The sequence below is a fragment of the Streptomyces thermocarboxydus genome (assembly GCF_024760485.1).
In the GTDB taxonomy this organism is placed as follows: Bacteria; Actinomycetota; Actinomycetes; order Streptomycetales; family Streptomycetaceae; genus Streptomyces; species Streptomyces cellulosae.
This window is the reverse complement of record NZ_CP058273.1, coordinates 537,583-556,500: the sequence shown is the minus strand read 5'-3', so window position 1 is coordinate 556,500 and position 18,918 is coordinate 537,583. Positions and strand designations below refer to the sequence as shown.

16 protein-coding genes and 1 pseudogene are annotated in these 18,918 nt (G+C 74.2%); 9 read left to right on the top strand and 8 right to left on the bottom strand.

The features are described 5' to 3' along the window. Window positions 1–37: 37 nt before the first annotated feature. Window positions 38–334: a metal-sensitive transcriptional regulator gene (locus AY578_RS02540; RefSeq protein ID WP_019526829.1), complete on the bottom strand. Its 297-nt coding sequence runs from the start codon at window positions 332–334 to the stop codon at window positions 38–40. Between the two features lie 112 nt (window positions 335–446). On the opposite strand from AY578_RS02540, the gene AY578_RS02535 reads away from it, so the two are divergent. After that, window positions 447–1,034: a rhodanese-like domain-containing protein gene (locus AY578_RS02535; RefSeq protein ID WP_019526828.1), complete on the top strand. Its 588-nt coding sequence runs from the start codon at window positions 447–449 to the stop codon at window positions 1,032–1,034. Between the two features lie 84 nt (window positions 1,035–1,118). Here the strand turns inward: AY578_RS02535 and AY578_RS02530 are convergent, their stop codons facing one another. Beyond that, complete coding sequence (locus AY578_RS02530; RefSeq protein WP_026244129.1) at window positions 1,119–1,994, bottom strand: universal stress protein; 876 nt, start codon at window positions 1,992–1,994, stop codon at window positions 1,119–1,121. A 261-nt stretch (window positions 1,995–2,255) separates the two neighbouring features. On the opposite strand from AY578_RS02530, the gene putP reads away from it, so the two are divergent. The 6 genes and pseudogenes from putP to AY578_RS02500 all read left to right on the top strand — a co-directional run bounded on the left by putP (window position 2,256) and on the right by AY578_RS02500 (window position 13,002). Next, window positions 2,256–5,813 (top strand): sodium/proline symporter PutP, encoded by a 3,558-nt coding sequence (gene putP / locus AY578_RS02525; RefSeq protein ID WP_136237263.1) that lies wholly within the window; start codon window positions 2,256–2,258, stop codon window positions 5,811–5,813. A gap of 340 nt (window positions 5,814–6,153) precedes the next feature. Then, the gene (locus AY578_RS02520) at window positions 6,154–7,014 is read left to right on the top strand and encodes a universal stress protein (RefSeq protein WP_168713352.1); all 861 of its coding nucleotides are present in this window, start codon (window positions 6,154–6,156) and stop codon (window positions 7,012–7,014) included. Window positions 7,015–7,019: 5 nt separating this feature from the next. Continuing rightward, a pseudogene (locus AY578_RS02515) lies at window positions 7,020–7,849 on the top strand (universal stress protein). A 123-nt stretch (window positions 7,850–7,972) separates the two neighbouring features. Further along, a complete protein-coding gene (locus AY578_RS02510) occupies window positions 7,973–10,396 on the top strand; it encodes a phosphoketolase family protein (RefSeq protein ID WP_136237260.1) in 2,424 nt (807 codons plus the stop codon). Between the two features lie 249 nt (window positions 10,397–10,645). Beyond that, complete coding sequence (locus AY578_RS02505) at window positions 10,646–11,980, top strand: hemolysin family protein (protein WP_019526821.1); 1,335 nt, start codon at window positions 10,646–10,648, stop codon at window positions 11,978–11,980. After that, window positions 11,977–13,002 (top strand): hemolysin family protein, encoded by a 1,026-nt coding sequence (locus tag AY578_RS02500; RefSeq protein ID WP_019526820.1) that lies wholly within the window; start codon window positions 11,977–11,979, stop codon window positions 13,000–13,002. Before AY578_RS02505 ends, AY578_RS02500 begins: the two co-directional genes overlap by 4 nt. Before the next feature lie 75 nt (window positions 13,003–13,077). On the opposite strand, the gene AY578_RS02495 is transcribed toward AY578_RS02500, so the two are convergent. The 5 genes from AY578_RS02495 to AY578_RS02475 form a co-directional block, all read right to left on the bottom strand. Next, window positions 13,078–13,464: a hypothetical protein gene (locus tag AY578_RS02495; protein ID WP_026244127.1), complete on the bottom strand. Its 387-nt coding sequence runs from the start codon at window positions 13,462–13,464 to the stop codon at window positions 13,078–13,080. A gap of 69 nt (window positions 13,465–13,533) precedes the next feature. Beyond that, window positions 13,534–14,784, bottom strand: coding sequence for a putative hexosyltransferase (locus tag AY578_RS02490; RefSeq protein WP_136237259.1), 1,251 nt, complete (start codon window positions 14,782–14,784; stop codon window positions 13,534–13,536). Further along, on the bottom strand, window positions 14,781–16,019 hold the full coding sequence (locus AY578_RS02485; protein ID WP_028960309.1) for a glycosyltransferase: 1,239 nt from the start codon (window positions 16,017–16,019) through the stop codon (window positions 14,781–14,783). The genes AY578_RS02490 and AY578_RS02485 overlap by 4 nt, the downstream gene beginning before the upstream one ends. A gap of 141 nt (window positions 16,020–16,160) precedes the next feature. Further along, window positions 16,161–16,643 (bottom strand): hypothetical protein, encoded by a 483-nt coding sequence (locus AY578_RS02480; protein WP_019526816.1) that lies wholly within the window; start codon window positions 16,641–16,643, stop codon window positions 16,161–16,163. 11 nt (window positions 16,644–16,654) lie between these two features. Beyond that, window positions 16,655–17,161, bottom strand: coding sequence for a SigE family RNA polymerase sigma factor (locus tag AY578_RS02475; RefSeq protein WP_019526815.1), 507 nt, complete (start codon window positions 17,159–17,161; stop codon window positions 16,655–16,657). A gap of 143 nt (window positions 17,162–17,304) precedes the next feature. Between AY578_RS02475 and AY578_RS02470 the strand changes: the two genes are divergently transcribed. Next, window positions 17,305–17,814: an NUDIX hydrolase gene (locus tag AY578_RS02470; RefSeq protein WP_026244125.1), complete on the top strand. Its 510-nt coding sequence runs from the start codon at window positions 17,305–17,307 to the stop codon at window positions 17,812–17,814. A gap of 130 nt (window positions 17,815–17,944) precedes the next feature. On the opposite strand, the gene AY578_RS02465 is transcribed toward AY578_RS02470, so the two are convergent. Continuing rightward, a complete protein-coding gene (locus tag AY578_RS02465) occupies window positions 17,945–18,307 on the bottom strand; it encodes a DUF6479 family protein (RefSeq protein WP_037779262.1) in 363 nt (120 codons plus the stop codon). A gap of 146 nt (window positions 18,308–18,453) precedes the next feature. Between AY578_RS02465 and AY578_RS02460 the strand changes: the two genes are divergently transcribed. Further along, entirely contained in the window at window positions 18,454–18,825 is a 372-nt protein-coding gene (locus tag AY578_RS02460; protein WP_019526812.1) for a four-helix bundle copper-binding protein, read from the top strand. The last annotated feature ends 93 nt before the right edge of the window (window positions 18,826–18,918 follow it).

The following is an 18,918-nucleotide window of genomic DNA, read 5'->3' as shown; positions in this document are numbered from 1 at the left end:
GAGCGGCCTCGGGGTGCGTGCCGTACGGGGACGGGCGTCAGGCCAGGGACAGGAACAGCTTCTCCAGGCGCGCCCGCATCTCCTCCGCGCTCTCGCCGTTCTCCCCGTTCGCGCGGCCGGACTCGATGTCCGCCACGCACTTCTGCAGGCCCGTGGCGATGATCGCGAACCCGGCCCGGTCCAGGGCGCGGGACGCCGCCGCGAGCTGGGTGATCACGTCCTCGCAGTCGCGGCCCTCCTCGATCATCCGGATCACGCCGGAGATCTGACCCTGCGCCCGGCGCAGCCTGTTCAGCACGGATTTCAGCTCCGCGCCCGCGAGATCCAAGTCCACGTCCACTCCCTGACGAAATACCCCGTGGGGTACTCTACGTCCGCTTCCGCCAATCCGTCGACCGACCGCCACCCCCCACCGATCGCCGACAGAGAAGGATCACACACCCGCCATGACCTCCCCCGTCACCCCGGACACCCTCACCGTCGCCCAGGCCGCCGCCCGGCTGGACGACTTCACCGTCATCGACGTCCGCACCCCCGCCGAGTACGCCACCGGGCACCTGCCCGGCGCCGTGAACGTCCCCCTGGACCAGGTCAAGCGCGCCCTGCCCGAGATCAGGCAGGCCGCCGAGCGCGGCGGCCTCCTCGTCGTGTGCGCCTCCGGGGCGCGCTCGGAGAAGGCGTCCGGCGCCATCGCCGCCGAGGGCGTGCCCGCCGCCTCCCTCGCCGGAGGCACCAACGCCTGGGCGGCCGAGGGGCAGAACCTGGAGCGTCCCGAGGCCTGCGACACCCGCGCGGTGTGGGGCATGGAACGCCAGGTGCGCTTCACCGCCGGCACGCTGGTGCTGCTCGGCCTGGCGCTCGGACTGCTGGTGCACCCGGCGTTCCAGCTCCTCTCCGCGGCCATCGCGGGCGGCCTGGTCTTCTCCGCCCTCACCGACACCTGCGGCATGGCGGTCGTCCTCGGCAAGATGCCGCACAACCGCCCGCGCGGGACCAACCTCGACGGTGCGCTCGCCGCGCTGCGGGGCAAGTGAGGCGCGGCCTCCCGGCCCACGTCAGGCCCGGGGCGCCTGTGAGGCGCCCCGGGCCTGACGCATGCACGTGAGGAGAGGCCGAGACTAAGCCCCCCGCACCACCGCCACCGGCGACGGCGCGTGATGCAGCAGCGCCTGGCTGACCGACCCCAGCAGCAGACCCGTGAAGCCGCCGCGCCCGCGCGCGCCGACCACCGTCAGCTGGGCGCCCTGCGCGGCTTCGATGAGGGCCTCGCGGGTGGGGCCGTGGACCACCTTCGGCTCCACCACGACGCCCGGACGCAGCTCGCGGTGGCCCGCCAGCGCCTCCGCCAGCAGCCGTTCCTCCGCCTCCGCGAGGGCGCCCGCCGGGTTCGCGTACGGCTCCGCGGGGTCCTGCGGCTCCGGCAGGGGCGCGTTCCACGCGGTCCAGGCGTGCACGGCCACCAGCGTCGTCCCGCGCAACTCGGCCTCCTGGAAGGCGAAGTCCAGCGCCCGCTCCCCGGCGGCGGAACCGTCGACGCCCACCACCACGGGACCCTCAGTGCGCACCTCGCCACGCACCACCAGCACCGGACACTTCCCGTGGGCCGCGAGATGCACGGCCGTGGAGCCGACCATCAGGCCGACGAACCCGCCCATGCCGCGGGATCCGACCACCACCAGCTCGGCGGCGCGGGACTGCCCCTCCAGGACGGTGAGCGCCTCACCCGTCACCACCGAGCCGGCGACCTCCAGCCCGGGCTCCGTGGCCTCGGCGCGCTCCACGGCCTCCGCCAGCAGCCGCTCCACCATGGTCCGCAGCCCGCCCTCGGGCGGACCGAGGGGCGAAGGGCCCAGCGGGACGTGCATCGCGGGCCACATGAACGCGTGCACCACCTTCAGCGACGCGCCCCGCCGCCGTGCCTCACGCGCCGCCGTCTCCACCGCGGCCAGGGCCGACGCCGACCCGTCCACTCCGACGACCACCACTCCGGCCACCGTGCCTCCACGCGTTCTCTCGCCGCCGTCACCCCGCAGCTCCTCCAGCCACCTTCTCCCGGCCGGCCGCCCGGCGCATGGGCCCTCCGCCGTACGGCCGAGGGGGCCGAAGGTCCCTTCCGCCGTACGGCCGGACGTCCCCGGCGCCGGCGTTCCCCTGGTTGCGGTGGCCCGACCTGAGTAGATTTGGCGCCGACGTCATGTTTTGCCCGCCGGACCGAGGGTGTGCCGCACATCGCGGGACTTCCGGGCGAGGACCACATGTTCCAGCTGAGCGCGCCGATCGTCGCCACGTTCGTCCTGTACGTGCTCGCCCTGATCGGGACGGGGATCCGGGCCTACACGCGCACGCACACCTTCGAGGACTTCGCCCTCGGCGGCCGCCGCTTCGGTCCCTGGGTCGCCGCGCTGTCCGCGGGCGCCAGCGACATGTCCGGCTGGCTGTTCCTGGCGCTCCCCGGCGCCGTCTACGCGGCCGGGCTCGGCTCCGTGTGGCTCCCCGTCGGCCTGGCCGTGGGGACGTACCTGAACTGGCTGTTCGTCGCGCCGCGGCTGCGCACCTACACCGAGCGGGCGGGGAACGCGGTGACCCTGTCCGGGTATCTGGAGGAGCGGTTCGAGGACCGCACGCGCATGCTGCGACTGGTCTCCGCCGCCGTCACCCTCGTCTTCTTCACCGTGTACGTCGCCAGCGGTCTGGTGGCGGGCGGGCTGCTGTTCCGGACCGTCTTCGACCTGCGCTTCACCGTCGGCGTCACCCTCACCGGGCTGCTGATCGTCATCTACTCGTGCCTGGGCGGCTTTCTCGCGGTGAGCCTCACGCACGTGCTGCAGGCCTCGCTGATGCTGCTCGGCCTGGTCGTGCTGCCCGCCGTCGCGATCGCGCGTTTCGGCGGCTTCGGCGCCCTGGGGAACGCCCTCGACGGCAGACAGCCCGCGCTGCGCGAGTTCAGCTCCCGCGTCGCCTTCTCGGACGGATCCTGGACGGCCCAGGGGCCGCTCGGGATGGTGGCGATCGTCTCGCTGCTGGCCTGGGGGCTCGGCTACTTCGGCCAGCCGCACATCCTGGCCCGCTTCATGAGCATCCGCAGCACCCGGGACGTCCCCGCCGCCCGCCGCATCGGCACCGGCTGGGTGGTCCTCGTCCTCACCGGCGCCACCCTCGTCGGACTCGCCGGCATCGGCGAGCTGACCCCGGCGCTGGCCTCCCCGGACACCGTGTACATCGCGCTCAGCCGTCTGCTGCTCGACCCGTGGGTCGCCGGGATCATGCTGGTCGCGGTGCTGGCCGCCATCGTGTCCACGGCGGACAGCCAGCTGATGGTGTCCTCCGTGGCCCTCACCGAGGACTTCTACCGGGCGTTCCTGCACCGCGGAGCCTCCGACCGGCTGCTTGTATGGGTGGGGCGCGCCACCGTCGTCCTGGTCATCGTGGTGGCGTACGTGATCGCCCTCAGAGGCGGCGGGCTGCTGGACATCGTCGCCCAGGCCTGGGCGGGGTTCGGCGCCGCGTTCGGCCCGGTCGTGCTGCTCTCGCTGTACTGGCCCCGCATGACCTCGGCCGGCGCCATGGCCGGCATCGTCGCCGGCGCCGGCACGGTCCTGGCGTGGGACTCGGTCAACCCGCTGCTCGGCCCGCTGCGGACCGGCGTCTACGAGATGGTCCCGGGCGTCCTCGCCGCGACGACCGCCGCCGTCGTCTTCGGCCGGTACGTCGGACAGCCGCCGAAACGCGCCTTCTGGCGGATGCCCGGCGGCGGCACCAGCTCCGTCGTGCTCACCCCCTTCCTCACCCGCGCGCCCGTCGGCCTGGCCATGCTCGACACGGACCTGCGGTACGTGTGGGTGAACGAGCCGCTCGCCCGGCTGATCCCCCTGGAGCGGCGCATCGGACGGCGCCTCACCGAACTGAAGCCGACCCCCCAGTACCGGCGCTTCGAGGAGCAGATGCGGCGCGTGCTGGAGACCGGCGAGCCCGTCATGGACTGGGAGTTCCGCAGCGAGGAGGAGGAACCGAAGGACGCCCGCGCGGTCTCCGTGTCGTTCTTCGGCGTGACCGACCGGCACGACACCACCGTCGGCGTCCTGTACATGGTCGTCGACGTCACCGAGCGGTGGCGGGCGCAGAGCAGGCTCGCCCTGCTGAACGACGTCGGCGCCCGCATCGGCAGCACCCTCGACGTCCCCCGCACCGCGCAGGAGCTCGCCGACGAGGCCGTGCCGACCGTGGCCGACTTCGTCGCCGTGGACCTGCTGGACACCGTGATGCGCGGAGAGGAGCCCGCGCCCGGACCCATCGGCCTGTCCCCGGTCATCCGCCGCGCCGGGCAGGCGTCCGCGCGGGAGGGAGGCTGCGGCGGCAGCCTCGCCCTCGGGGATGCCGTCCGGCGCGCCCCCTCCTCGCCCGTCACCCGCTGCCTCCGGGAGAGCCGCACCCTCGTCGAACGCACCCTCGACCGCGAGGCCAGCCCCTGGGTCACCGAGGACCCCTCGATCGGCGCGTCCATCCTCAAGTACGGCTACAGCTCCCTCATGGTCGTGCCCGTCCGCGCCCGGGGCGTCACCCTCGGCGTGGCCACCTTCGCGCGCACCGAACGGTCCGGCCCCTTCCTCGACGACGACGTACGGCTCGCGGAGGAGATCGTCTCCCGCGCGGCGGTGGCCGTCGACAACGCCCGCCGCTACACCCGCGAGCGGACCGCCGCCCGCTCCATGCAGCAGGCGCTGCTGCCCCAGGCGCTCACCGGCGGCTCCGCCGTGGACGTGGCGTCCTGGTACCAGCCGGCCGACGCCCCGAACGGCGTCGGCGGCGACTGGTTCGACGTCATCCCGCTGTCCGGCGCCCGCGTCGCCCTCGTCGTCGGGGACGTCGTCGGCCACGGCATGGACGCCGCCGCGACCATGGGACGTCTGCGCACCGCCGTGCGCACCCTCGCCAACCTGGACATGCCGCCCGACGAACTCCTCGCCCACCTCGACGACCTGGTCATCGGGCTGATGGGCGCCCACGACGACCACGAACCCGCCGCCGCGGGCTCCGCCTTCCTCGGCGCGACCTGCCTGTACGCGGTGTACGACCCGGTCAGCGGGCGGTGTGCGATGGCCCGCGCCGGCCATCTCCCGCCCGTGCTCGTCACCCCGGACGGCACGTCCGAGGTCATGGACCTGCCGGCCGGGCCCCCGCTGGGGCTCGGCTACCTGACCTTCGAGTCGTGCGAGCGGGAGCTGGCCGAGGGCAGCCTGCTGGCGTTCTACACCGACGGACTCGTCGAGACCCCCGACCGGGACATCGACGAGGGGATCGACCGGCTGGGCGCCGCCCTCGCCGTCCCACGCCCCACCCTGCGGGAGATCGGGCGGGGCGTGGTCGACACCCTGCTCACCGGACCGCCGCCGGACGACGCGGCGCTGCTGCTCGCCCGCACCCGCTCGCTGCCCGCGGACCGGGTCGCCTCCTGGGACCTGCCCAGCGACCCGGAGGCCGTCGGCACCGCGCGCACGGCCGCCGTACGGCAGCTGTCGGAGTGGGGCCTGGACGACCTGGCGTTCACCACGGAACTCATCGTCAGCGAACTCGTGACCAACGCGATCCGCCACGCCTCCGGCCCGGTCTCCCTCCGCCTGATCCGCGACCGCGCCCTGATCTGCGAGGTCGCCGACGGCAGCGGAACGTCCCCACGCCCCCGGCACGCCCGCACCACGGACGAGGGCGGGCGCGGCCTGATGATCGTGGCCCAGCTGGCCCACAGGTGGGGGACGCGGCACACGGCGACCGGCAAGATCATCTGGACGGAACAGCCGTTCGTGGCGGAGGCGTGAGGACGGGGCTGCCGCCCGAGCGTCGACGGGGGTGGTGCTCGCAGGGGTGAGAAGCAGCGTCGCCGCGCCGACCTTGGCCGTCGACGAGGCGCTGAGGGCGTCCGGTTTCTGCGAGGTCTGAGCTGATCCGCGCCTCTGCCGCGCCCCCTGGGCCGCGGCCCGTCGAGGAGTTGGCGGGCCCCGGCCGTGCGCGGCACCCGGTCCGGGCGGGCCACGGGGCATGGGGCCCAACGGCCCGCTCGTGGGGGACCGGCGGCCTCTGCCGTCGGGCCGGGCGTGACGGGATCGTGGGCTGCGGAGGGGCCCGATGTGGAGGGTCCCGGAACGGGAGGTGGGTTTCATGCTCCGCACCGTCACCGTGGGGTACGACGGCTCGTCCGAGAGCCGTGCCGCCGCGGAGTGGGCCGCCCGCGAGGCGCTGCTGCGCGGACTGCCGCTGCGGCTGGTCAACGTCCGGGAGCCGATCCCCGCGAACATCGCCGAGTCCGACCTCATGGACGACGGAACCTACCGGGAGCGCGCCGAGCGCCTCCCGCGCGAGGCGGGCGCGACGCTGCGGGGGCGTCACCCGGAGCTGGAGGTCGTCGCCGAACAGATCCCCGGCGGCCCCATGGAGGTGCTCCCCGAGGTGGCGAAGGACGCGGACCTGCTCGTCCTCGGCTCCCGCGGGCTCAGCGGCATCGGCGGCTTCCTCGTCGGCTCCGTCGGCATGGTGGTGATCGCCCACACCACCACCCCGGTCGTCCTCGTCCGCGCCGCCACGTCCGAGAAGACCGCCGGGCCCGTGGTGGTGGGCCTCGACATCCAGAAGCCGAACGGCACGGTCCTCGCCTTCGCCTTCGAGGAGGCCGCCCGGCGCGGCGCCGTGCTGAAGGCCGTGCACGGCTGGACCGTCCCGCCGTACTACGCCTACGCCCTCCCCGCCTACCCGGCGCTCGCCGCCGAGCTGGGCGTGGAGCAGTCCGAGGCCCTGGCCGAGGTGCTGCGGCCCTGGAGGGAGAAGTTCCCCGACGTCGAGGTCGCCGAGGAGTCCCGCGCCGGCAGCGCGGCCGTCCGGATCGTCGACGCCGCCCGCGACGCCTCGCTGGTCGTCGTCGGCCGCCGGATCCGCCGCAGCCCCGTCGGCGCGCACATCGGGCCCGTCACCCACGCGGTGATGCACCACGCCACCGCCCCCGTCGCCGTCGTCGCGCACGACTGACCGCCATGACCGATCCCGGCCCCTCCTGGCCGCTGGTGGTCGGAGTCGACGGGTCCGCGCCGAGCCTGCGGGCCGTCGATTGGGCGGCCGACGAGGCCGATCTGCGCGGGGTGCCGCTGCGGCTGGTGCACGCGGCACCGGCCGACCGGCACCCGGGCCCAGGCGCGACGGTCCCGCCGCCGCCCGCCGGAGACGTCCTCGCCGTCGCCGCCCGGCGGGTGCACATCCGCCGCCCCGGCCTGCGGGTCGAGGAGGAGCTCGCGCCGGACGAGCCGCTGTGCGCGCTGATACGCGCGGCGCGCTCGGCATCCTTGCTGGTCGTGGGCACGCGCGGGCTTACCGGGGTACTGCTCGCTCGGTCGCCCTGGGTGTCGCCGCGCGGGCCGGCTGCCCGGTGGTGGTGTTGCGCGGCAGCCACGACTACCAGGCGGTGCCGCCGGTGCGCGGCCGGATCGTCGTGGGCGTCGGCGAACACCCGGCGGCCGTACGCTTCGCCGCCGCCGAGGCCCGCCGGCGCGGGGTGCCCCTGGAGGTCGCACGGGCCTGGCGGCGCCCGGCGTCCGAAACCGCCGGCGTGCCCGCACGCCCGCACGAGAAGCGGGCCTCCGGGGAACTGCCCGCGGCCCTGGCGTACGTCCCGGCGGGCGTGGAGATCCACACCCGCACGGTCGAGGGACCCGCCCGTGAGGTCCTCGTCGACGCCTCGCACACGGCCGACCTGCTGGTCCTCGGCGCCGGCCGCCGCGAAGGCCGCCTCGGCCGCGTCACCCACACGGCCCTCCACCGCTCCGCGTGCCCGGTGGCCGTGGTCCCGCACGGGGAGGACGGGCGGTGAAGGGCGCCCGCAATGGCCCACGTGGCCCTGTCGCGACCCCCCTCTCCCGGGGAAGGTGAGCAAGGTACGCACCCTCACGCACCCTCACCCACCCACAACCCCCCGACGCGGAAGGACACCACGATGTCCGTCGACACGCCCCAGGCCTCCGCCCCTCCCCCAGCCTCCGGCCGGGGGGACCCCCATCTCGCTGCGCTCGGCGACGACGAGCTGAGGACGCTGGACGCGCACTGGCGCGCCGCGAACTACCTGGCCGTCGGCCAGATCTACCTCATGGCGAACCCCCTGCTCACCGAACCGCTGCGCCCGGAGCACGTGAAGCCGCGGCTGCTCGGGCACTGGGGCACCTCGCCCGGTCTGAACCTCGTCTACACCCACCTCAACCGGGTGATCCGGGCCCGTGACCTGGACGCCCTGTGCGTGTGGGGGCCCGGGCACGGGGGGCCGGCGGTGGTCGCCGGGTCGTGGCTGGAGGGGTCGTACACGGAGACGTATCCGGACATCACGCGGGACGCGGCGGGGATGGCGCGGCTGTTCAAGCAGTTCTCGTTCCCCGGCGGCGTCCCCAGCCACGTCGCCCCCGAGACGCCCGGCTCCATCCATGAGGGCGGCGAGCTCGGCTACTCCCTGTCGCACGCGTACGGCGCCGCCCTGGACCACCCCGACCTGGTCGTCGCGTGCGTGGTCGGCGACGGCGAGGCGGAGACCGGACCGCTGGCGACCTCCTGGCACTCCAACAAGTTCCTCGACCCCGTCCACGACGGCGCCGTCCTGCCGATCCTCCACCTCAACGGCTACAAGATCGCCAACCCGACCGTGCTCGCCCGCATCCCCGACGACGAGCTGGACGCGCTGCTCAGGGGCTACGGCCACGACCCCCTGCACGTGATCGGCGACGATCCCACCGCCGTCCACCAGGCGCTGGCCCGCGCCATGGACACCGCCCTCGACCGCATCGCCGCCATCCAGCGCGCCGCCCGCGAGGACGGCGCGGCCGAACGCCCCCGCTGGCCGATGATCGTGCTGCGCACCCCCAAGGGCTGGACCGGCCCCGCGGAGGTCGACGGGCTGCCCGTCGAGAACACCTGGCGCTCCCATCAGGTGCCGCTGCCCGGCGTCCGCGACAACCCCGACCACCTCCGGCAGCTGGAGGCGTGGATGCGGTCGTACCGGCCGGAGGAGCTGTTCGACGAGGACGGCCGCCCCCGCGCCGACGTCCTGGCCTGCGTCCCGGCCGGCGCCCGCCGCCTCGGAGCCACCCCGTACGCCAACGGCGGGCTGATGCTGCGGGAGCTGCCGATGCCGCCGCTGGAGCGGCACGCCGTCGCCGTCGACAAGCCGGGCGCGACCATGCACGAACCGACCCGCGTCCTCGGCGACCTCCTCCAGGACGTCATGCGGGCCACCGCGGACCGCCGCGACTTCCGGCTGGTCGGCCCCGACGAGACCGCCTCCAACCGCCTCCAGGCCGTGTACGAGGCCACCGGCAAGGCCTGGCAGGCGGACACGTTCGACGTCGACGAGGACCTCGACCGGCACGGCAGGGTGATGGAGATCCTCTCCGAGCACACCTGCCAGGGCTGGCTGGAGGGCTACCTCCTCACCGGCCGGCACGGCCTGTTCTCCTGCTACGAGGCGTTCGTGCACATCGTCGACTCGATGGTGAACCAGCACATCAAGTGGCTGCGCGTCACCCGCCGCCTGCCCTGGCGCGCCCCCATCGCCTCCCTGAACTACCTGCTGACCTCGCACGTGTGGCGCCAGGACCACAACGGCTTCTCCCACCAGGACCCCGGCTTCGTCGACCACATCCTCAACAAGAGCCAGGAAGCCGTACGGGTCTACCTGCCGCCGGACGCCAACACCCTGCTGTCGGTCGCCGACCACTGCCTGCGCAGCCGCGACTACGTCAACGTGATCGTGGCCGGCAAGCAGCCCTGCTTCGACTGGCTGTCCATGGAGGAGGCGAAGGCGCACTGCGCGCGCGGCGCGGGCATCTGGGACTGGGCGGGCACCGAGACCGGCGACCGCGAACCCGACGTGGTGCTGGCCTGCGCGGGCGACGTCCCCACCCTGGAGGTCATGGCGGCCGCGCAGCTGCTGCGCCGGCACCTGCCCGAGCTGGCCGTGCGGGTCGTCAACGTCGTCGACATCGCCCGTCTGCTGCCCCACGGGGAGCACCCGCACGGCATGTCCGACTTCGAGTACGACGGCCTGTTCACCGCCGACAAGCCGGTGATCTTCGCGTACCACGGCTATCCGTGGCTGATCCACCGGCTCGCCTACCGCCGCACCGGGCACCCTCACCTGCACGTACGCGGCTACAAGGAGATCGGCACCACGACCACGCCGTTCGACATGGTGGTCCGCAACGACCTGGACCGCTACCGGCTGGTGATGGACGTCATCGACCGCGTCCCCGGCCTGGCGGTACGGGCCGCCGCGGTACGGCAGGCGATGGAGGACGTCCGGCTGCGCCACCACGACTGGATCCGCGCACACGGCACCGACCTGCCGGAGGTCGCCGACTGGACCTGGGACGGCTGAACCGACGGCAGCCCCGGGCTTCGCCCGCCGCGGAAGCCGGCCCCCCGCTCCCGCGGAAGGAGGCATGTGCGAGCGGGAAGTTTTGCGGGTCCTTTACAGTTGGCGTGGAAGCAGTCCATTCTGCTTCCACACATCTTCGTACTGTTCGAGAAGGAGCGACGGTCCCCCGATGGGTGATCCTCCCAGTAGTAGCCGTGCCACCACCCGCAGTCCGCGTCACGCGGCCGGTCAGGGAGCGGGGGTGGCACGGTGACCGAGATCCTGCTGCTCCTGCTCGCCCTGCTGCTGACGCTGGCCTGCGCGGTGTTCGTCGCGGCCGAGTTCTCCCTCACCACCGTCGAGCGCGCCGACCTCGAGCGCGCCGCAGACGCGGGTGAGCGCGGCGCCGCCGGTGCGCTGGCCGCCGTACGCCGCCTGACGGTCCAGCTGTCCGGCGCCCAGCTCGGCATCACCGTCACCTCCCTGGTGATCGGCATGCTCGCCGAGCCGTCCCTCGCCGCCCTGCTGCGCGGCCCGCTGCGCTCCGCCGGCCTCGGCTCCGCCGCCCCGACCGTGGCGACCCTCCTCGGTGTCGCCCTGTCCACGGTGGTGCTGATGGTCGTCGGCGAGCTGGTCCCGAAGAACTGGGCCATCTCCCGCCCCGCCGCGGTCGCCAAGGTCGTCGCGGGACCGCAGCGCGCCTTCACGGCCGCGTTCGGCCCGTTCATCAACCACCTCAACGGCACCGCGAACCGCTTCGTGCGCCGCTTCGGCCTGGAGCCCGCGGAGGAGCTGGCGTCCGCCCGCACCGCCGAGGAGCTGAGCGCGCTCGCCCGGCACTCCGCCGCCGAGGGCGCCCTGGAGGCGGACTCCGCGGAGCTGTTCGTCCGCACCCTGCACCTGGGCGAGCTGACCGCCGAGAACGTGATGACCCCGCGCGTCGACGTCCGCGCCCTGGAGGTGCACGCCACCGCCGCCGACGCCGCCGCGCTCAGCCACGCCACCGGCCTGTCCCGCTTCCCGGTGTACCGCGACAGCCTCGACGAGGTCGTCGGCACCGTCCACATCCGGGACGTGCTGGCCCTGGAGCCGGAGCGGCGCGCCACCACGCCCGTCACCGAGCTGACCACGCCGCCGCTGCTGGTCCCCGACAGCCTCCCCGCCGACCGGCTGCTGGAGCGCATGCGCGCCCACCGCGCCATGGCCGTCGTCATCGACGAGTACGGCGGCACGGCCGGCGTCGCCACCGTGGAGGACATCGTGGAGGAGGTCGTCGGCGAGGTGCGCGACGAGCACGACCCGGTCGAGGTGCCCGAACTGGCGCCCGCACCGGCGACGCACGACGGCCGCGAGGTGTGGGAGGCCGACGGCGGCCTCCGGCTCGACCGGCTCACCGCCCTGGGCCTCACCGCCCCGGACGGCCCCTACGAGACGGTCGCCGGACTGATCGCCACCCGTCTGACCCGGATCCCCGTCAAGGGCGACTCCGTGGACCTCGACGGCTGGCGGCTCGACGTGCTGGAGGTCGAGCACCACCGTGCCGACCGCATACGCGTCACCGCCCCGGCCCCCGTACGCGACGAGGTCATGGAGGAGGCCCGATGACCGTCCTGCAGCTCGCCATCGGTGTGCTCACCCTGCTGACCAACGCGTTCTTCGTGGGCGCCGAGTTCGCCCTGATCTCGGTGCGCCGCAGCCAGATCGAGCCGCGCGCCCTCGCGGGCGAGAAGCGCGCCAAGATGACGCTCTGGGCGCTGGAACACCTGTCCGCGATGATGGCCACCGCCCAGCTCGGCATCACGGTGTCGTCGCTGGTGCTCGGCGCGGTCGCCGAACCGGCCATCGCGCATCTGCTGGAGCCGCCGTTCGAGGCGGTGAACGTCCCGGACGCGCTGGTCCACCCGATCGCGTTCGTGATCGCCCTGACCCTCGCCACGTATCTGCACATGCTGATCGGCGAGATGGTGCCGAAGAACGTCGCGCTCGCCGCGCCCGTGCCCAGCGCGCTGCTGCTCGGCCCGCCGCTGGTGTGGCTGACCCGGGCGCTGCGGCCGTTCGTGTTCGGCATCAACGCCTTCGCCAACGTCCTGCTGCGGCTGCTGCGGGTCGAGCCGAAGAACGAGGTGGAGTCGGCGTTCACCGACGACCAGCTCGCCCGGATGGTCGTCGACTCCAGTGAGGCCGGACTGCTCACCCCGGCGGACGGGGAGCGGCTGCGGGACGCGCTGGAGCTGGGCACCCGCCCGGTCGGCGAGATCCTCGTCCCGGCCCGGAAGATGGTCACCGTCGACCACACGGTCACCCCCGCGCGGCTGGAGCGCGTGGCCGCCGAAGCAGGCCTGTCCCGCTTCCCGGTCACCGGCCCCGACGGCGCGCTCCTGGGCTACCTGCACATCAAGGACACCCTGGGTGTGACCGAACGGGACCGCCCGTTCCCGCGCAGCGCGCTGCACAAGGTCACCCGGGTCCGCATCGACACCCCGCTCGACGACACGCTCACCGCGCTCCGCGGGGAGGGCAGCCATCTCGCCGCGGCCGTCGGCGAGAACGGCAAGGTCATCGGCTTCGTGACGATGGAGGACGTCCTGACCGAACTGGTCGGCCCGGCGGCCCCGGCCCCGGCCTGACCCACGGGCCCGTGACACCCCGCGGCCCCGGCCGGACACCTGTCCGGCCGGGGCCGCGGTCATGTGCGCGGGCCGTCACCCGTCGGCGCGCCGCCGCCGCTCGTTGTGCCAGGCGACGGCCCTGCGGATGTCGGGCTCGTCCAGGCCCGTACGGCAGGCCAGCTCCGTCATCGTGAGGACGGGGCGGCCGGCCGTCAGCACGCGGCCGATCTTGCCCGCCCAGAGCTCCTCCTGGACGAAGGGCCGCTCCCGGTAGGCGGCGCGCACCGTCTCCAGATGGGCCTCGCAGCACGCGGTGACGCGGCGCAGACCGTCGTGCAGCGGATCGTCGGGGAGCACGGCCGAGGAGTCGGCCACATGACCGCACACCGCCTCCTCAGGAGGGAACGTCCTCCCGCAGAGGTCGCACAACTCCGGTACGGCGGCGACGGATCGACGTGCGTGCTTCCTGCGTCCCCACATGGAAAGCTCCCGGTGGCCGGCTGCGGCTGCCCTCAGAGTACTGCGCGGGACCGCCGCCCACCCGGTGGCCTAAGGGACGCCCAGTTCGAACAGCACGTACCCCGCGTACGACCCCGACGCCAGCGCCGCAGTGCCCAGCACCGCGGCCAGCACGGGCCCGCTCAGCCGCCGCATGGCCAGGGCGAGCGGCACGAACAGCGGGAACAGCGGCAGCAGATAGCGCGAGACGTTGCCGAAGTACTGCTGCGTGCCCATCACCGTCAGATACGACAGCACCGTGTACACGACCAGTACGGACGGCGGACGCAGCCGCACCAGCAGCACGGTCAGCACCGGCACCAGCAGCACCACCCCGACCCCGATGACGTCCTCCATGGGCATGGCGAACAGATAGTCGAAGTGGCCCACCGGCACGGACGTCAGCACGTCGAGGCTGTGCCGTCCGTAGTCGAAGGTGTGGCCCCAGGCGCCTTCCTGGAGCTTGGTGTAACCGCCCCAGTCGCCCATCCGGTACCCCACCCACGCCAGATAGCCGGCCGTGCCCAGCGGGGCGATCGCCACGGCGGCCAGCGGCTGACGCCAGTCCTCCCGCCGCCGGACCACCGCGACCGCCCCCGCGACGGCCAGCGCCGCGACCAGGGCGAACGCCGTCGGCCGGGTCAGCCCGGCGGCGAAGACCAGCACCCCGGCCGCCGCCCAGCGGCGGGTCGCCACGGCCCAGCACGCCCAGGCGGCCAGCGCCGTGTACAGCGACTCGGAGTACACCGCCCACTCCGTGCCCGACCCGGGCCACACCGCCCACAGCCCGACGGCGACCAGCCCGGCCCGACGCCCGCCCAGCAGCGCGGTCACGGCGTGGATGCCGAGCGCGGCGACGAACGAGCACACCACGGACACGGCCATCCCCGCGCCGTACGGGCCGAGTCCGGTGACCTCCGAGACCAGCCGCATCAGCGCGGGGTACAGCGGGAAGAAGGCCGCCGAGTTGCCCTCCAGCGTGGTCGTCCCGGTCGCGCCGGGGACGGGCTCCAGGGCGGGGTCGTAGCCGTGCAGGGCGATCTGCTGGTACCACCAGCCGTCCCAGCTCCCCAGCACGTCCCACGGGTGCTCCCCGCCGCCGAACCGGGGGTGCTTCTCCCGGAAGTCGCCGGCCGAGTCCAGCAGCGCCAGGAAGACGGCGAAGCCCGCCAGCTTGAGCACGCCGTACACGGCGAGCACGGGCCCGACGCGGGCGGCGAGACTCCGCAGACGCTCACGAGGGCTGGGCGAGGGCGGTGCGGGGGCCGTCGGTCCGGGGTGGCGGATCGTCGCGCTGCTCATGAGGTGGAGGTCTCTGTCGTACGGCTGGGGAGGACCCAGGCGCGCAGGAGGCGGAAGCGGAGCAGGGCGGCGGCGAGGTTCGCGCCGACCAGCACCGGCAGTTCCGCGCCGGGACCGGCGCCGGGGACGGCGTGATGGAGGACGGCCAGCGCTCCGGAGGTGAGGGCGAGACCGGCCAGCAGGGCCACCAGGCCGCCGAGATGGTGGGCGGGCAGCCCCGCGCGTCCGCGCACACCGAAGGTGAAGCGCCGGTTGGCGGCCGTGTTGAGCACCGTGCACAGCAGCAGGGCGAGCGCGTTGCCCGACTGGGCCCCGGCGGCCGGCCGCAGCAGGACGTACAGCGCGAGATGCAGCAGCGTGCCGGCCGCGCCCACCGCGGCGAAGCGGAGCAGCTGGGCGAGCCCGCCGGGCGGCGGGACCGCGACGGACGCGGCCTCCGTCCGGGCCCTGCCCAGCGCGGCCAGCGGCAGCCGCCCGCGTGCCAGCGCCCGCCCCAGCCGGGCCATGCCGCGCAGGTCGGCGAGCGCCGTGGGGAGCAGGTCCACCCGGCTGTCGGGGTCGTCCACCCAGTCCACGGGCACCTCGTGGATGCGCAGCCCCGCCCGCTCGGCGATCACCAGCAATTCCGTGTCGAAGAACCACTCCCGGTCCTCCACCAGCGGCAGCAGCCGCTCCGCCACCTCCCGCCGGACCGCCTTGAAACCGCACTGCGCGTCGGTGAACCCCACGGAGAGCGTGCCGCGCAGCAGTCCGTTGTAACAGCGGGAGATGATCTCCCGCTTCGGCCCGCGCACCACCCGGGAGCCCCGGGCGAGCCGCGTGCCGATCGCGAGGTCCGAGTGGCCGGAGATCAGCGGGGCGACCAGCGGCAGCAGCGCCGCGAGATCGGTGGACAGGTCCACGTCGAGATACGCCAGCACGGCGGCGGGGGAGCGGGACCAGGCGGTGTGCAGGGCGCGCCCGCGCCCCTTCTCCTCGAGGCGCACCCACTGGATGCCGGGGAGCTCCCCGGCCAGGCGGGCGGCGATCCACGGGGTCCGGTCGGTGCTGGCGTTGTCGGCGACCGTGATCCGGAACGGGTACGGGAAGGTCTCCGCGAGGTGCGTGTGCAGCCGCCGGACGCAGGGTTCGAGGTCACGCTCCTCGTTGTGCACGGGCACGACCACCTCCAGGACCGAATCGGAGTGGGAGAGCCCGGGATCGAGGGGCGGTGCGGGCCGCCGGGCGGTTCTCATGGCGGGTCCCTTTCCGGCGTACGCCTGGGGTCGAGGGATGGGCTGGTATTGGTATGGGCATGCCAAGCACGCCCGTCGGGTGGTCCGAGGTGCGAGAGGCAGGGGAATGCAGGGGGCGGGTCTACGGCCGCCCGTGTGGCGTCACCCGCTGGGAGGCGGGTAGGTCGGGGTGCCGTCGTAGCCGGGTTCGGAGGTCCCCGACCCCGTCGTCTCCGGGGACACGGGTGCGGAGGCCGTCGAGCTGGGGTCAGCCGTGGCCGGCTCTGTCGTCCCCGCGGGGGAGTCGCCGCCCGGCGTGCTGGAGTCCACACTGCTCGTCGGCGGCGCCGACGAGCTCGGCTCCGCGGCGCCGGTGGGTCCGCCCGAGCGCGGGGGAGCCGTCGACCCGGTCGCGGGCAGCGGCAGATCGGCCGGCGCGGGACCGGAGCCGAGCTGGGGCAGGAGCGCCAGGCCGACGCTCAGCCCGGCCACGGCGAGGGCGGAACCGCCCGCCCGCACCAGCATCCGCGTCCGGCGGCGGGCCCGGATGCCGTCGTACAGGCGCGTGCGGTGGCCCGGGTCGAAGGGGGTGTGCGCCCGGCCCTCGCGCATCATGCGTGTCAGCTCACGCTCGAAGTCGTCCATCGCTGCTCCCCTCACTTCACGGGCCGGGCGGAGTCGGACAGGATCTCCCGCAGCCGCGCCACACCGCGCGACGCGTGGGAGCGGGCCGTGCCCACGGGACAGCCGAGGGCCTGCGCCACCTGGCCCTCGGGCAGATCCTCGTAGTACCGCAGCACCACGGCCGCCCGTTGACGGGGCGTCAGCAGTGCCAGCGCCGCCTCGAGCCGGGAGCGTTCGGCGACGGCCGCGGACACGTCGCCCGGTCCCGGCCGGTCGGGCAGCTCACCCACCGGGCGTTCGCCCCACCAGCGCCGGCGGGCCGAGCGGGCGGCGAGCCGGACCAGCACCTGACGGACGTACGCCTCCGGCGCCTGCTCGGCGACCTTCGGCCAGGCGAACCACAGCTTCACCAGGGACTCCTGCACCAGGTCCTCGGCGCGCTGGCGGTCGCCGCCGGTGAGCAGACGCCCGACATGCAGCAGCGCCGACCAGCGGGCGGCCACGAACTCGTCGAAGCCGTCGGCCCGAAACCGCTGCATCCCTTACCGCCCCGTGTCCGTACAAGCCCTTGCATCTGGAAGAAGGCACTGGGGAGGGGGAAACGATGCAGCACAGCGCTGTGACCTGCATCACGTCCGGAAACGCGAATGACAGTGCCCGGAGGCACTGTCAGGCTGATCCGATGCGCACACCCAGACGAGCGGCTCGCGTGGCGGTGCTGGACCCCGCCGGATCCGTCTTCCTGTTCCGCTACGACAACCCGGAGGTCGGCGTGCACTGGGCGATGCCCGGCGGCGGCATGGAACCGGGCGAGTCACCGCTTCAGGCCGCCCGGCGGGAGGTGCGGGAGGAGACCGGGTGGACCGACCTGGTGATCGAGGACGGCGTGCTGTGTCTGTGGGAGCACGACTTCACCCGCGCCGGGGTGCCCGTCCGCCAGCACGAGCACATCTACCTCGCCCACGGCCCGCGCAGGGAACCGGCCGGGGACCTCACGGCCGCGCACGCGGAGGACAGGATCGAGCGGTGGCGGTGGTGGTCGCCGTCCGAACTCGCCGCGGACCATGAGCCGTTGTGGCCGCCGCAGCTGCCGGAACTGCTGGCCGAGGTGCGGAGGTCGGGCGCTCCGGCCACCCCGGTCGACCTCGGCTTCGTCCCGAACGGGCCGGTCGTCCGGGGCGGGGCCGCCTGAGACGACGAGGGCCCCGGCGGCACGACAGCGGCTGATACGGCGACGGCCGCGGTGATGCCGAAGCGGCTGATACGGCGACGGCCCCGGTGACACGAAAACGGCCCCGGCGATCGCCGGGGCCGTCCGTGGGTCAGTGGGCGCCGGGCCCGCCGCTGCCGAAGCCTCCGCTGCCGCCCTCGTCCCAGCGGGGGCGTCCCTCGGCGGCTCCGGTGCGGGTGCCGGCGTTGCCGTGGCCCTTCAGCTCGTGCGGGGTCAGCCGCTCGTCGGTCCGGGGCATCGCCTCCGGCTCCCGGTGCTCCTGCACCTCGCGCACCGGGCCGCCCTCGGGCATCCGGGGCTGCTCGTCGGGCCGGGGTCGCCGTGAGTCGTTGTCGCGCACCTTGCGGCTGCCCAGCAGGAACATGCCGATCAGCAGGGCCAGGACCACGATCCCGGCCACCACCAGACCGGCGCCCAGGGCACCGCGTCCCGCCGCCAGGTCGGCTGTCTCCATCGCGTTCATCATGTCCCCGCGGGTACCCCCGGACCCCGCCCCGAACCAGACCGCCCCCGCCGGACCCGCCCGCGGGAGCCGTGGGTCCCCTGCGGCGACGGGGACCGGCCGGGTTTGACGCCCCGCACGGCGGCAACCCGCGCGGTGTGACGACGACATCGCAGGAGGAGCTGTTCCGGTTCCTGGAGGACCGGTTCGCCTGCGCCCAGGCCTGCACCGAGTGTGCCAGGGCCTGCGCGACCCGGGCCGGCCTCGTGGACCCCGACGGCGCCGAGAACCAGGAACTCGTACGACGCAAGGGCATCATGTGCGCGGAGGTCTGCGACGCGACCTGCCGGGTGCTGTCCGAGCAGAACCAGGCCGACGAGGCCACCATCCGGATGCAGGTCGAGTGGTGCCGACAGGTGTGCCTGGAGAGCGCCCAGGTCTTCGACGGACACCCCGGCGCCGAGCGCACGGCGGAGGCCTGCCGTGTCTGCGCCCGGGCCTGCACCGAATTCCTCGACACCCTCAACTGACCCACCGCCCCACCCCACCCCGGCCGTCCCCCGGCCCCGTACAAACTCGGGCGAGTTGTCGCCATACTGGACGAGACAGGGGGAGGCCGGACG